This is a genomic window from Agrobacterium sp. Ap1, from assembly GCF_017313375.1.
GTDB classification, from domain to species: domain Bacteria; phylum Pseudomonadota; class Alphaproteobacteria; order Rhizobiales; family Rhizobiaceae; genus Neorhizobium; species Neorhizobium cellulosilyticum.
Genome location: NZ_JAFLMY010000005.1, coordinates 307,833 through 321,990 on the forward strand (window position 1 = coordinate 307,833; position 14,158 = coordinate 321,990).

Below are 14,158 nucleotides of genomic sequence, written 5' to 3' on the forward strand. Positions count from 1 at the left end.
ATTCGCACCGTGATGGACTATTTCATCCACCAACACGGGAATGAAAAGAGAACATCGACTGGCCTTTCCGGCTCGAATCACTACATTGGCCGCATGAGTAACAGTTTCGACGATATTCCGTTCTTCGATGAAGAGCCGGAACCCGCGCCGCGCAGGCAGCAAGCCCCATCCGATCGCCCGCAGCTCCAGAGCGGGGCATCAGGTGGATTGGGCATAGCGGCTCGCGCCATGGCAGCGCGCGATGGCGCACGCCCTGCCGCGGATTATCTATCCGGCCTGAACCCTGAACAGCGCGAGGCCGTGGAAACCGTGGACGGCCCGGTTCTTGTTCTTGCAGGAGCCGGTACCGGAAAGACGCGTGTCCTGACCACCCGCATCGCTCATATTCTGGCGACCGGTAAAGCCTGGCCGAGCCAGATCCTCGCCGTCACCTTTACCAATAAGGCGGCACGCGAGATGAAGGAGCGTATCGGCGTCCTCGTCGGCGGTGCAGTCGAAGGCATGCCGTGGCTCGGCACTTTCCACTCGATCGGAGTAAAGATCCTTCGTCGCCATGCCGAGCTGGTCGGACTGCGTTCGGACTTCACCATTCTAGATACCGATGACGTGGTTCGACTGATCAAGCAGCTGATCCAGGCAGAGGGCCTGGACGACAAGCGCTGGCCGGCAAAACAATTCGCCGGCATGATCGACGGCTGGAAGAACAAGGGGCTCCTTCCACACGATATCCCCGAAGGAGACGCGCGCGCCTTCGCCAATGGCAAGGGCCGCGAACTCTACGCTGCCTATCAGGCGCGCTTGAGAACGCTCAACGCCTGCGACTTTGGCGACCTTCTGCTGCATCCGATCGCGATCTTTCGCAAGACGCCGGACCTGCTGAAGGAATATCACGAAAAATTCCGCTATATTCTGGTCGACGAGTATCAGGACACCAATACTGCACAATATATGTGGCTGCGCCTGCTGGCACAGCGACCCAAGAACGTACCTCAGAACGTCTGCTGCGTCGGTGACGACGACCAGTCGATCTATGGATGGCGAGGTGCGGAAGTCGACAACATCCTGCGCTTCGAAAAGGATTTTCCGGGCGCCAAGGTCATCAAGCTGGAGCGCAATTACCGTTCCACCGAACACATCCTCGGTGCTGCCGGCCATCTGATCGCCCACAACGAAGGCAGGCTCGGCAAGACGCTGTTCACTGACCGCGTCGATCCGGACGATGAGAAGGTCATCGTGCATGCCGCTTGGGACTCGGAAGAGGAAGCCCGTGCCGTCGGCGAAGAGATCGAGCGGCTGCAGCGGGGTGATGGCGACGGCAAGAAGCATGCACTCAACGATATGGCGATCCTCGTGCGCGCCTCCTTCCAGATGCGCGAGTTCGAAGATCGCTTTGTCACGCTCGGCCTGAACTATCGCGTCGTCGGCGGTCCACGTTTCTACGAACGGCTCGAAATCCGCGACGCCATGGCTTATTTCCGCCTCGTCTGCCAGCCAGCGGATGACCTGGCCTTCGAGCGTATCATCAATACACCGAAGCGAGGGCTTGGCGACACGACCGTGCGTTATCTGCACGATTCCGCCCGCGCCCGCGACATTCCGATGCTGCAGGCCGCGGCCGAGATGGTCGAAACGGATGAGCTGAAGCCGAAGGCCCGCAAGGCGCTTTTCGATGTCGTGCAAAACTTCAGGAACTGGCAGGAGCGGCTTGAAAAAACCGAGCATACCGAGCTTGCCGAGCAGATCCTCGAAGAGTCGGGCTATACCGACATGTGGAAGAACGACAAGTCAGCGGAAGCACCGGGTCGGCTCGACAACCTGAAAGAACTGATCCGCTCGATGGAAGCTTTCGAGAGCATGCGCGGCTTCTTGGAGCACGTCTCTCTCGTCATGGATGCCGAGCAGAACGAGAACCTCGACGCGGTCTCGATCATGACGCTCCATTCGGCCAAGGGGCTTGAATTCGACACGGTCTTTCTGCCCGGTTGGGAGGAAGGCCTCTTTCCGCATCAGCGGGCGCTTGATGAAGGCGGTCGCTCCGGTCTCGAGGAAGAACGCCGCCTCGCCTATGTCGGGATCACGCGCGCAAAGCACCGCTGCCATATCTGGTTCGTCTCCAACCGACGTATCCATGGCCTATGGCAATCGACCATGCCGTCCCGCTTCCTGGAAGAACTGCCGCAGAACCACGTCGATGTGGCAGCTTCCGATTCATCGAATTACGGAGGTTATGGCGGGCGTGGCGGTTACGGCCAGTCGCGTTTCGACAAGGCCGATCCGTTCGCTAACAACTATTCGACACCGGGCTGGAAACGCGCCCAAGCCAACAAGACGGACGCCACGCGCGACAATTGGGGCAACCGCTCCGGCCATGCGGTGGAACGCATCGGTTACGGAGAAAGCGGCCCGCGCGGCCGTACGATCGACGGCGAGCTTGTGGCCAAGTCGGTGGCCGACACGCCATCGAAATTCACTATCGGCGATCGGGTTTTCCACATCAAGTTCGGCAATGGCAATGTCATGGCGATCGAAGGCAACAAGCTGACGATCGAATTTGACCGAGCTGGTCAAAAGCGCGTTCTGGATGGTTTTGTGGAAAAGGCGTGACGGCAGTCGCAACGCTTCTTACTGCTTGTTCGCTTGCTGGCAGCGTGAAGCAGTGGCGAGGCTTATCTCGCGACGATTGAATTTATGAACGCATCGACTTGGCGCGTGTAATCACTTTCAAGCCCGAGCGTACGGTTGATCGCCATGTGGCGCAGGGAAAGCGGAAGAACCCTCACCTGCCCGCCGGATTTTCTGGCAAAAGCATTTGCCTGAGGGCAAGAATCGCTCCGAAGACTGGAGCATACCAGCAACATGCGCGGCATGTTTGAGCCCGCATAAAACGTCGGAGAAGCTATTTTCCAGAAACGGGGATCGCTTCCGAATGCCTGATCATAAAATCGGGGATGGTTCGGCCGCTCCATGATAGACGAGACGTCGTAGGCTGCACTATCGAGCGCTATGGTTCCTGCCCATGGCTTCACGCTAGCCTTCTGGGCGATAGAACGATCGGCAGAGACGAGTGCGACAAGATGAGCACCGGCCGAATGTCCCATCAGAACCATCTTCGAAGGATCGCCACCCCATGACGCAACGCGGCGTTGGACCATCGCCATTGCAGCCGCGACGTCAGTCGCCTGCTCAACCGGATCAGCGGCAGGGGCCAACCTCGTCTCCACAGAAACGAAGATAAACCCCTTCGGCAACCAGTGTGAGACTTTATTGTCGACTACGCCCGGAGCGGATTTCGAGCCGAACGCCCAGGCACCGCCATGCACCATCACGATGATCGGTGATCTCTGCGCGTTCTGTGGCAAATAGACATCCATGCGTTGCTCGGCCATGGAGCCATAGGCAACATCGCGCTCGACACCTGCTCCCTTCGCTGGCGTCCCGACCTGCCGCCCAAATTGCTGTGCGTGAGCGGAAGCCGCCATTGCAGCCGTAAACAAGGCCAAACCCCACAGAACACGGGCCGTGGACAGATACCTAAAAAAACTGAAGCCAGTCACATGTCATTCCTTCAGAAACAGATAGAGCAAATACGAATTGAGGCGCCAATCATTGCAGGAAGATTTCAGGCGCGAAGTTTTCTCGCCGCATTGCTCCTTTCAGAACTGTTCGTTAGGTCTCTTTCCCAGCCGAGAATACGGAGCACGTTCATGTCTCTCACCAATCACGACATCATCGAAACCACAGCCTGGCGCCGCCATCTTCACACCATGCCGGAAGTCTCCGGAGAAGAGGTGGAGACTGCGAGAGAAGTCGTCCGCTTCATGCGCCAGACCGAGCCGGACGCGATTGTGGAAGGACTTGGCGGAACCGGCGTGGCGGTAATCTATGACAGCCGCAAACCTGGAAAGACCATGATGATCCGCGCAGAACTCGACGCCCTGCCGATCGAGGAACTCGGCGACGCGGATTACAGATCGAAAATTCCCGGCAAGAGCCACATGTGCGGCCATGATGGCCATATGGCGACGCTTGCCGCCATTGGCCGCGTGCTCGGTCGTGAACGCCCCAAAAGTGGCCGCGCCATTCTGCTGTTTCAGCCGGCTGAAGAAAACGGCGCCGGTGCTGCGGCCGTCATCGCCGACGAGAAATTCGCCGCATTGACGCCTGATTTCAGCCTCTCTCAGCATAATATGCCAGGTGTTCCTTTCGGCCACGTCTGGCTAAAGGACGGCCCGGCCAATTGTGCTTCGCGCGGCATGAAAATCATTCTGTCTGGCAAGACCGCCCATGCCGCCTATCCCGAAACAGGCACGTCGCCTGTCACTGCCGTTGCAACCCTGATGCCGGCACTCAATGCCCTGTCGACGGGCACGATATCGGAAGGCAATCTCGTCCGCGCCACCGTCACCCATGCGGCGATCGGAGAGCCGACAGTCGGTGTGGCACCGGGCCATGGCGAGATCTGGGTAACGTTACGCACATCGACGGACGACCAGATGGCGGCGCTTGTCGGAAAAGCTGAATCCATGGCGCGCGAGGCTTCCGAGGCGGCAGGACTGAAGCTTGAAATCGAATACCAGGAAGTGTTCGGCCATTGTGTCAACGATGCCGATGCCGCCGATATACTGCGTGCGGCAATGGATGCCGAAGGCGTCCCCCATGAGCCCGGCGAAGGTTTTCGAGCTTCGGAGGATTTTGGCCGTTTCGGCGGCGTATCCAAATCCGCCATGCTGTTTCTCGGCGCTGGTGAAAATCACCCCGCTCCGCATAATCCGAACTATGATTTTCCGGATGACCTTATCCCGATCGGCGCGAAAATCTTCCTCCGTGCCGTACGCGATACACTTGGCTGAATAAAAAAAACGGAGCCAAAAGGCTCCGTTTTTTTTATGCGTCGTTGTTGCCGAACAGCTTGGCCATGAAGCCGCCGCCAGAACCCGAGCCGGGGCGCTTGCCATCCCATTTGGGCACGATGATCATGTGAGTGATCTCACCGCGTTGGAATGCCTTGAGGAAACGATCGTAGTCGGCAAATGCGACGCAGCCGTGCGAATCGCCCCGAACGCGAAGCAAGAAGCTATGTGCCAGAAGCCCGGTGCGGCCCTGTGGCGGCTTTCCGTCCGTCGGCGTAAGGCGAATTGCGGCGACGCCATGGAAGAGAGATTCGCGCATCGAAAGCTTGTAGGTACCCGGAGGGGTCGGGCCGCGCATCTTCACATGGGTGAATCTCGGGTTGTCGCGCATGCTGCCGATGCCGGAATGCGCCTCAAGCTTGGTTCCGTTCGGCATGTGCACGACACCATTGGTGATGTCGTAGATAGCAACCTTGGTGCCGAGACCCGGCCATTTGGGTGAAGGCGCGGCTGGGCTTTCCGGCTCCTCGCGCATAGGATTGTCGGGCTTGGCGAATGCAAGCACCGTCGGCTTGTCATCCCCCGCAGGCTTGCCGGGTTTTTGAGGTGCAACGGATGCGATGGCAGCCAGAGCATTCGCCCGAACGGCAGGCTTGGCATCATCGCCGCGCATGCCAGCCGCAGGCCGGATCACCGGCAGCGGACCTGCCTTGGGAAGTGCGTAAGTGTCGGCTGCAGGTGGAACAGCGAGCGCCACGACGTCCTGTGTGATTTCGACCGATGGCGAACTGGCGGTCGCGTCATCGCTGTCCGAAGTATCGAGCGAAGCCATCTCGACGGGTTTCATGTCCTTCAGCGCGGCAACATTGGTAACGTTTTCCGCATCCTGAATCATGTCGGGCATTGCGCTATCGCCGCGCGGTGCCACCAGTACCGTATCTTCCATTGCCTGGGCGAGCGCGGACCTGATCGCGGTGGCAGCCGGACGCTTGGTCGTCAGAGCCGCAAATTGCTGCTCGTTCTCAACCTTGCGGGCCGCTTTCGCCATGGCATGATGGAGCGCCTGGCTGACGGTCGAACCTTCAGGACGCAGTGCTTCCAAGGCAGCAGTCTCCGCCCCGGTCAGACGGCTCCCCTTGGCATCAGCCAGTGACTGGCCGGGCAGTCTGGAGAATTTCGCGACATCAAGCGTTCTGTCGACACGATCGCGCGTCAAATGTTCACCCGCGACAGCAGGCGAAAGAAGAGCGGTTTGAAAATGCATATCCCGGGCAGGCTTTACCGCAGTTGCCACGGTAATCGCCGAAGCACCGATCAACGCCGAAGCGGTGAGCCCGATGCCAATCGCCATATTCATAAAGATCGAACGGCCATGCTTGCGCTTCGCCGGACGCTTCCAGACCTTGTTCCGCTTCGTGGAGGCTTCGACCCTACGCACCATCACTCGTTACCCGAACCGTTACTCATCACTGCAAAGGCCGCAAAAAGCGCCTCGCCTGCCAGACTGGAGTGGTCTTCCGAAAAGGAATTATTCCGCGCAAAGCCACTCTGCGAATGGGTGAGAGAATGAACGATTATGGTAACCAATGTCTTTACGCCGCCCCGATCAGTTTCGATGGCGCTCATAAAAGCGCATGCCGTCGGAAGTTTAGCCAAAATGCGGCAAGGCTGTGTTTCTGGCCTCGTCGATTAAGGCGGGTCAAGCTGACGACTGTTGCTGTTTAGCGACAAAAACCCGGTTATACAAGGCAACGGGAATAAATCGCTGGGGATGCGACGCTGTGCAGCGGCACAATAAAAAAGACCCGTGATGAAAAACGGCCACGATATACGCGGCCGTCACTTGTCAGAAACAGCGATATTTTATCAACCGTCGATACGGCGGATCGCTCGACCTTCGTTAAAGAACCAGGGCCTGAGCTTTACGCCGGCAACATTACCTGCAAACGCAGCGACAGCCCAAAGGTAGCCATGCAGACTCCCGGAGGCGATCCCGGAAAAATAGGCACCGATATTGCAGCCGTAGGCAATCCGGGCACCGTAGCCCAGCAGCAGACCACCGATGACCGCCGCCAGCACCGAGCGCAACGGAATATCGAGATTGGGCGCAAACTTGCCCGCAAGAGCTGCAGCGAGCATCGCACCTGCAATGATGCCGAAATCCATGACCGAGGTGACATCAGCAAAAACACTCGATGCCAGAGCCTTGGCATTACCCGGCTGCTGCCAATAGGGCCAGGAAGCCGGATCTATACCGATCAACTGTGCACCCTTGGCACCCCACAGAGCGAAGGCCGAGGTAACACCCCAGGGCCGCCCTGCGATCGCAAGCGTCGCGAAATTGAGGATGACCAGCGCGACCGCACCGAACACAAGCGGCCAGGGTCCGCGCAGATATCGTGCAAAGCCCTGCCGCGGTGATGGCGGCGCCTGTTCCAGCGCGCCGTTCCGCTTCTTCTCCACCACCACGGTAATCGCGGCGATTGCGCCGAAAATGATGAGAGACACGGCGATACCGCCGACGGCACCGAATGTCTGAAATAGCGCTGTCGGCGGCAATGAAGGCAGCGCCGCCCACCAGGCGGTATGCAGGGTCGCAATCAGCGAACCGACGATAAAGAAAAACAACGTGACCAGCATGCGCGCATTGCCGCCACCGGCGGTGAACAAAGTGCCGGAAGCGCAACCACCGCCAAGCTGCATACCCACGCCGAACATAAAGGCGCCGACAACAACACCGATGCCGGCCGGGGAAATATTGCCGCGTACTTCATTGCCGAACAGTGTTCCGCTCGCCAGAAACGGAAAGAACAGAATGACGGCAAGCGCAAGCAGGATCATCTGGACGCGCAGGCCGCGCCCCCTGCCCTCGGCGATGAAGACCCGCCAGGCCGAGGTAAAACCGAAGGCGGCATGGTAAAGAGAAATTCCCAGCGCGCCACCGACGAGAAACAGCGCGCCCTGAGCCGGCCCATAAACTGCGCCGAGCGCCAGCGTACCCGCAACGAGCACGACGAGGGAAATGAGACCTGGCGCCCCAAGAGGCGACGCCGTCGGCGCTCCCGAGCCCATCGAAGAGGAAATCGTCATAAAATTAAGCTCCTGATTTTGCGCTGTAGGTAGCGGCATCGCCAGGATGTTACGAGGTAGACATTTTTACCGCGGCTTCGCACTGAAGAATATATTTCCACATCAGACGAAGTGTGCAGTCGAAATCAGACTACCAAGCATTCCACCCCGCGAGGGGGATCGCGGGGTGGAACGAGCCGAATGGCGGGGGGGGGGGAATACCAGTTCGGCAGGGGTTCTGAGAACTGCTGTCAAAACTCGCCGGAAAGACCGACGCGGACGCCGGGTGTTCCGCCGCCGGGCGAATAACCAACCGAGGCATCGAAGATGACCGGGTAATTGCTGTCGAACATATGGGCGACAGCAAAGCCTGGTGGCCATCTCGCCGTGATATCCGGCAATATTCGTCGACCAGGATGTCTTACCCGGTGCGGAGGGCTTCGGTGCAGCCGTCATCGACATCGCAGCCGCGATGCCCTTGCGGGTTTCCCGGCGTAAGCTGGACACATCGCCGCGCAGATTGGAAATGTCAGAACTGATCCGGTTAACGTCGATATTGGCCGACGCGATATTGCCCGCTGCATCGGTCGTCAGAACCTGCGTCGGCCCACTTTGTGCCGCCCGGCTCGCGACCGAGGTCACGCCCGGCATCGTATAGGTATTTGTCGAGGTTCCGATCATAACCTGACCTGCGCGGGTGGTGGTCGCCCCACGTCCGATCGCAGTGCTGTTGGCATGAGCTGCGCTGGATCCGTAGCCTACGGCCGTTGCGTCGGCACCGGTTGCAACTGCATTCGGCAGACCACTCGTGTTGTTGGCAGCCAGAGCCCCGTTGGTGCCCGCGCCGCCGATAAAGGAGTTGATCGCCTGGAGCGCCGAATTGACATCGGTATAGGTGTTGCCGCGCAACGTATAGCTCGGCCCGGTAAAGACATTGGTGCTGCTGTTGTAGGTAGATCCGCCACCAAGAGCGATGGCAACATCCCCAAGGCCGGTGGTGACGGTATCGCTCACGGCGCGCAACTGCCGAACGTTGACAGCATCGGTGTCGGCCGTACCACCCGCGAGATTGGTGATCTGACGCTCTCCACCCGCTGTACCGACAGAAACGGCACCGGCGGTGGACGAGACTGCGGTCCCCGAGAAGAGTTCGGTGGCGCCTCCCATGCCTGCACGTGATGCCACCGAACCGGAACCAAGTGCGACACCACCGGCGGCGCTTACATTCGCATCCGCACCAAGTGCCACGCCGTTTGCGGCAGTCACCGTGCCCCGCAGGCCGAGTGCGATAGCATTCGCCGCAGCCGCACTAGTTGTTGCACCGTTACCGATGGCGACCGAATTCACCTCTCCCGCAACAGATGCCGCATTTCCAGCTCCACCAAGCCCACTGAGGCTGCCGCCGCCCATCGAGATGCCCCGCGCGTCATCGATATCGATCGAGTCGGCAGCCAGACCGCAGTCCGCGCTGCTGACAGCTTGGCCGTTGGTATCCAGAACACTGAGACCGATATTCTGGCCACTCAGTGCCCCGGCAATATTGAGATCGATCAGAGATGCCAACGGATTGAGCAACGGGTCCAGTATGCCCGTGGTCACTGGCTGAAGCACCGGAAGATCGACGCTGAGGCCCGAGCACACATTGACGAGGGGTGCCGACTGGGAATGCGCCGCAGTACTGTAGAGGCTTGAGACAAGCGTTATAGGCAAGGCAATTGCGGGAAAGACAAGGCGTTTCATGGCGACCCCTCCAGTTCGGATAACCAATCATTTCGCGACATGCCTAATAAGCTATTTCTAATTTAGCTTCCTTATAAACACTTATTCGATCACCATGAATTTCTTGAACAATTTTCTTGATCATGGAATTGTGGCTTGGCATTCTGCTATCGGAAAACGCGGGAGAGCGTCATGAAAGCACTGCTGTTGATAGACATGCAGAACGGGTTTTGCCCGGGCGGAAACCTGGCCGTACCAGACGGCGATTCGGTGATCCCCATTGCCAATCGCCTGATTCGCGATGGCGGATATGACGTAGTCGTGGCCTCCCAGGATTGGCATCCCGCCAATCATGGCAGCTTTGCCTCACAGCACCTCGGTAAAAAACCTTTCGAGATGGGTGAACTCTCCGGCCAGCCTCAAGTGATGTGGCCGGATCATTGCGTGCAGGGCACCCCAGATGCGGAGTTCCATCCTGATCTTGAAGTAAGCGAGATCGACTACATACAGCAGAAGGGTGAAAACCCGGCCGTTGATAGCTATTCTGCCTTTCGTGACAATGACCATGCCGCCTTGACCGGGCTCGCCGGTTATCTCAAAGCCCAGCAGATAACCGAATTAGACATCTGCGGCCTTGCGACCGACTACTGCGTCAAGTTCTCGGCTCTCGACGCCCGTGATATGCTGCCGAACGTCAACGTCCGGTTCATATCTGACGCAAGTCGCGGTATCGATCCGCAGGCAATAAAAGACGCAATCTCCGAAATGCGTGAGTGCGGCGTCGATATCGTCACCAGTAAAGTTATCCTCGCCGACTAAGGCGTAACTTTTTCGCCTCTAAGCATGGCGAATGGCCCTGCCCGGACATTATCAACAAAATCGATGAATTGAATAAACGCAATTCAATTGCGTGTAACTGCGGCTGCTTCTACACGCACATGATCTAGGGAGTAGACTGGAGAGTGCTCATTCTGCTCGGTCAGCTATGCGGGAGCCGTCATGCAGCCGGAACAGAGTATGGACAAACGAGAGCAACTGACTAACGGGCTGAAGAAAGGCGCCGTCGTGGCGATTTCATCAGCCCCTTTCGGCATCCTTTTTGGCGCCATTGCGGTCGACAACGGTTTTAGCATTGCAGAAGCGGCCCTTATGAGCGGTCTTGTCTATGGTGGTGCCAGCCAGTTGGTCGGCATCGAGTTGTTTGGCCATCACATCGCCGCATGGGTCATCGTATTGTCCATTCTGGCAGTAAACTTTCGCCATATCCTCTATTCCGCGGCACTCGCTTCTGTCATCGGCCGTTATCCGCACATCCAGCGCTGGCTTGCTTTTTTCCTGCTCGTCGATCCGCAATTCGCAGAGACGGTAAAACGCGAAGATGCTGGAAAACCGGCGACGTTTCGCTGCTATTTCGCAATGGGCGCGGTCGTATGGGTGTCCTGGATACTGACAACGATAATCGGCGCATTTTTCGGCCGCATGATCGGTGATCCGAAAGCACTTGGCATCGATGTTCTCCTGCCGATCTATTTCCTCGGACTGACCATGGGGTTCCGCGGCCGTCACAACTTCTTTCCCGTCATGTTGGCCGGCGCCCTCGGTTCGGTCGTCGCCTTCCACGTCGTCGGTTCGCCCTGGCATATCAGCGTCGGCGCAGCACTCGGCATCCTGATTGCCGCAATCCTGCCACCACCAAAAGTGCACGAGGAGCCGAACGTATCGGAAATAGAAAGGGAGGCGATGTGACATGGAAAGCGAAATGAACGCCTTTTCCATAAATTCGGGCACGGCCATGCTGATCGTGGTCGCGGCAATCGCGACCTATTTAACGCGTGTCGGCGGTTATGTGCTGATGAGTAGCATGAAGCGCATCCCGCCACGGGTGGAATCGGCACTCAACGCCGTGCCGGCCGCGGTACTGACGACGCTGGTAGCGCCGCCATTCGTTTATGGCGGCTGGGACATCAAGATTGCCATGGCTGTTGCCCTGGTCGTAGGGCTGCGTTTCCCCGGCCTCACAATCCTGGTCATTGGCTGGGCGGCCGTGATGGCCGCCCGTTACGGGTTCGATCTCGGTGTCTGATCAGGCACCAACCGGTGCGGTAGCGGCTTCAAGCCATGCCCGCACCGCCGCATCGGTGATCAGCGGCAGCAGCTTTTCGCGCACAGTGACGTGATACGCGTTGAGCCATTCCAGCTCCTCCTCCGTCAGCAACGAAGCGACAACCAGGCGACGATCGATCGGGCACCAGGTCAGCGTCTCGAAAGAGCGCATCGGCATGTCACCGCCAGCGATCTCCTCTGCTTCACGAACGAAGATCAGGTTCTCGATACGAATGCCGTAATGACCGGGACGGTAATAACCCGGCTCGTTCGATAGGATCATACCGGGCAGCAACTCCTGCGTGGCAAGCCGCGAAATACGCTGCGGACCTTCGTGCACGGAGAGGTAGGATCCAACTCCGTGTCCCGTGCCATGGGCGAAATCGCCACCCGCCTTCCACAACGCGATGCGCGCCAAAGGATCAAGGTCACAGCCACGCGTGCCCTTGGGAAAACGTGCCGTGCTGATACCGATCATGCCTTTCAGCACCAGCGTGAAGAAACGCTTGCGATCCTCGGGCACATCGCCGATCGCCACCGTGCGGGTGATATCGGTGGTGCCGTTGATATACTGCGCACCTGAATCAATCAGGAAAAGTTCGCCTTCTTCAATCTTGCGGTCGCTCTGGCGGGTGACGCGATAATGCATGATCGCCGCATGTTCACCGGCTCCTGCAATGCTGTCGAAAGAGACATCACGCAGAGGGTTCTGCAGGTTCTGGCCAACGCGCGCACGGGCCGCTTCAAGAGCCTCGACCGCCTGGATTTCGGTGAGTGATCCGGGTTTGGCCTGATCCAGCCAATAGAGAAACTCCACCATGGCAACGCCATCCTGCACATGCGCGTCGGCCGAGCCTTTCAGCTCCACCGCATTTTTGATGGCGCGCGGCAGGCGTGCGGGGTCAGTCCCCTCGACCACGACGCCACCCGCGCTCTCTATGGCGGTGATCAAAGCGAGTGCCGTCAGCTCGGGGTCGACAAGGATACGACCGCCATCGGCGGCGTAAGCGCCAATCCGTTCGATCAGCGCGGCAGGCTGCTTGATGCTTGTGAGCTGCTGCAGGTGGGTGCGGGCCTCATCGCCAAGCTTGCGTTCATCGATGAAGAGTTCCGCCTTGCCATCCGCGGCAACCAGCGCGCGCGACAGCGGATGCGGCGTATGCGCAACATCGCCACCGCGAATATTGAAGATCCAGGCAACCGAAGACGGATCGGCGATCAGGGCGGCAGCGATATTCTTCGCCTTCAGACCGGCTGCAATCTCCGCGATCTTCTCCGCCGCCGATTTTCCAGCATGAGCCTCCTGCTGAACGGCAACTGCGCCAAGCGGCTCGGCCGGACGATCGACCCAGGCGGTATCCAGTGGGTTTTCGGGAAGAAGCACCAGCGATCCGCCAATCTCCTCCAGTGCCTTCTCAAGCCTCTTCACCTCCTGGCCGCCATGCAGCCAGGGATCTATACCGAGACGAAAACCTTGGGGGGCATGCGAGCGGAGCCAGAGATGCGGCGGCTCATTGACGAGATCACCGGGGGTGAACACGCTGCCATCGACCTGTTCGGCAACCTGCGTCACATAACGGCCGTCGACAAAAACAACTGCTTCTTTCTGCGTGACAAGCGCCATGCCCGCCGAACCGGTAAATCCGGTAAGCCAGGACAGCCGCTCGGCGGATTCCGGAACATACTCGCTCTGGTATTCGTCAGCGCGCGGCACGAGAAAACCATCAATACCGAGATCCGCGAAGCGAGCGCGAAGCGCCGCGACACGCTCGCGACCATATTGGGGAGAGGATTTATTGTCGAAAGACTGAAACATGGCTGCCATTCCAATGCTGCGATTCCGTTGAACATCCACGTTAAAGCATGTCGAACGAAAGTGTGCAGCGGTTTTGCGCGAGACACATGCGGCAAAACAAGAGGTCGAAGATTGAAACCTCCTGGCGGCACGCGGATCGCCTTAAACGAAATGCCAAATATTGAAGCATCAAACCGCGCAACCATGCATTGAGCGCATATCACCAATGATCGAAGCCTACTCACTGTGCAACTCGATGAAGCATATATTCCAGCCATACCAAATGAGACAACACAGCGAAGGACGAAATCAATGGCAAACTCCATGTTCCGCAATGCGATGAACCGTATGGCCCAGGCCCGCGAAAAGCAGGTTTCCCGCTACGTTAACGGCGCTCTCATGAGCCTTGATGACGAAACCTTGAAGAACCTCGGCACGAGCCGCGAAGAGCTTCGCCGCAAGGGCGCAACCCCCTGCTTCTTTTGATCTGAGGATCGCGAGGAGCTAAACGGCTCTGACGAAAATAAAGCCCGCTTGAGCAGCAATTCCTCCCTTGCGCTCGTGGGCATCCAGGCCGAAAAGCCTGAAAAGGCGGCGCGCAAGCGTCGCCTTTTGTTTTGCA

General features: G+C 58.5%; 11 protein-coding genes. 6 read left to right on the forward strand and 5 right to left on the reverse strand.

What is annotated here, in order from left to right; all coding sequences use genetic code 11:
• The first annotated feature begins 93 nt into the window (after window positions 1-93).
• Complete coding sequence (locus tag JZX87_RS12980) at window positions 94-2,604, forward strand: ATP-dependent helicase (RefSeq protein WP_206825985.1); 2,511 nt, start codon at window positions 94-96, stop codon at window positions 2,602-2,604.
• Window positions 2,605-2,666: 62 nt separating this feature from the next.
• On the opposite strand, the gene JZX87_RS12985 is transcribed toward JZX87_RS12980, so the two are convergent.
• Window positions 2,667-3,494, reverse strand: a complete 828-nt coding sequence (locus JZX87_RS12985; protein WP_206825987.1) for an alpha/beta hydrolase — start codon at window positions 3,492-3,494, stop codon at window positions 2,667-2,669.
• A gap of 210 nt (window positions 3,495-3,704) precedes the next feature.
• Between JZX87_RS12985 and JZX87_RS12990 the strand changes: the two genes are divergently transcribed.
• Entirely contained in the window at window positions 3,705-4,850 is a 1,146-nt protein-coding gene (locus JZX87_RS12990) for an amidohydrolase (protein ID WP_206825989.1), read from the forward strand.
• Window positions 4,851-4,884: 34 nt separating this feature from the next.
• On the opposite strand, the gene JZX87_RS12995 is transcribed toward JZX87_RS12990, so the two are convergent.
• The 3 genes from JZX87_RS12995 to JZX87_RS13005 form a co-directional block, all read right to left on the reverse strand.
• Complete coding sequence (locus JZX87_RS12995) at window positions 4,885-6,291, reverse strand: tlde1 domain-containing protein (protein WP_286194576.1); 1,407 nt, start codon at window positions 6,289-6,291, stop codon at window positions 4,885-4,887.
• 425 nt (window positions 6,292-6,716) lie between these two features.
• Window positions 6,717-7,940, reverse strand: a complete 1,224-nt coding sequence (locus tag JZX87_RS13000; RefSeq protein WP_286194577.1) for a YeeE/YedE family protein — start codon at window positions 7,938-7,940, stop codon at window positions 6,717-6,719.
• A gap of 102 nt (window positions 7,941-8,042) precedes the next feature.
• On the reverse strand, window positions 8,043-9,659 hold the full coding sequence (locus JZX87_RS13005; RefSeq protein WP_206825994.1) for a hypothetical protein: 1,617 nt from the start codon (window positions 9,657-9,659) through the stop codon (window positions 8,043-8,045).
• Between the two features lie 171 nt (window positions 9,660-9,830).
• Here JZX87_RS13005 and pncA point away from each other — a divergent pair, with 171 nt between their 5' ends.
• The 3 genes from pncA (at window position 9,831) to JZX87_RS13020 (ending at window position 11,721) form a co-directional block, all read left to right on the forward strand.
• Window positions 9,831-10,457, forward strand: a complete 627-nt coding sequence (pncA, locus tag JZX87_RS13010) for a bifunctional nicotinamidase/pyrazinamidase (RefSeq protein WP_183821493.1) — start codon at window positions 9,831-9,833, stop codon at window positions 10,455-10,457.
• 198 nt (window positions 10,458-10,655) lie between these two features.
• Window positions 10,656-11,384 carry an AzlC family ABC transporter permease gene (locus JZX87_RS13015; protein ID WP_206825995.1) on the forward strand — a complete coding sequence of 243 codons (729 nt, stop codon included), beginning with the start codon at window positions 10,656-10,658 and terminating at the stop codon, window positions 11,382-11,384.
• 13 nt (window positions 11,385-11,397) lie between these two features.
• Window positions 11,398-11,721 (forward strand): AzlD family protein, encoded by a 324-nt coding sequence (locus JZX87_RS13020; protein ID WP_148147631.1) that lies wholly within the window; start codon window positions 11,398-11,400, stop codon window positions 11,719-11,721.
• On the opposite strand, the gene JZX87_RS13025 is transcribed toward JZX87_RS13020, so the two are convergent.
• The gene (locus tag JZX87_RS13025) at window positions 11,722-13,557 is read right to left on the reverse strand and encodes an aminopeptidase P family protein (protein ID WP_206825996.1); all 1,836 of its coding nucleotides are present in this window, start codon (window positions 13,555-13,557) and stop codon (window positions 11,722-11,724) included. It abuts the gene before it with no gap.
• A 291-nt stretch (window positions 13,558-13,848) separates the two neighbouring features.
• Here JZX87_RS13025 and JZX87_RS13030 point away from each other — a divergent pair, with 291 nt between their 5' ends.
• Window positions 13,849-14,022 (forward strand): hypothetical protein, encoded by a 174-nt coding sequence (locus JZX87_RS13030; RefSeq protein ID WP_183821490.1) that lies wholly within the window; start codon window positions 13,849-13,851, stop codon window positions 14,020-14,022.
• Window positions 14,023-14,158: the final 136 nt, after the last annotated feature.

Coding starts and splice junctions, on each gene's coding strand:
- JZX87_RS13015 (WP_206825995.1), top strand. CDS start 10,656: ATGGACAAACGAGAGCAACTGACTAACGGGCTGAAGAAAGGCGCCGTC.
- pncA (WP_183821493.1), top strand. CDS start 9,831: ATGAAAGCACTGCTGTTGATAGACATGCAGAACGGGTTTTGCCCGGGC.
- JZX87_RS13020 (WP_148147631.1), top strand. CDS start 11,398: ATGAACGCCTTTTCCATAAATTCGGGCACGGCCATGCTGATCGTGGTC.
- JZX87_RS13000 (WP_286194577.1), bottom strand. CDS start 7,940: ATGACGATTTCCTCTTCGATGGGCTCGGGAGCGCCGACGGCGTCGCCT.
- JZX87_RS12995 (WP_286194576.1), bottom strand. CDS start 6,291: ATGGTGCGTAGGGTCGAAGCCTCCACGAAGCGGAACAAGGTCTGGAAG.
- JZX87_RS12990 (WP_206825989.1), top strand. CDS start 3,705: ATGTCTCTCACCAATCACGACATCATCGAAACCACAGCCTGGCGCCGC.
- JZX87_RS13005 (WP_206825994.1), bottom strand. CDS start 9,659: ATGAAACGCCTTGTCTTTCCCGCAATTGCCTTGCCTATAACGCTTGTC.
- JZX87_RS12980 (WP_206825985.1), top strand. CDS start 94: ATGAGTAACAGTTTCGACGATATTCCGTTCTTCGATGAAGAGCCGGAA.
- JZX87_RS13025 (WP_206825996.1), bottom strand. CDS start 13,557: ATGTTTCAGTCTTTCGACAATAAATCCTCTCCCCAATATGGTCGCGAG.
- JZX87_RS13030 (WP_183821490.1), top strand. CDS start 13,849: ATGGCAAACTCCATGTTCCGCAATGCGATGAACCGTATGGCCCAGGCC.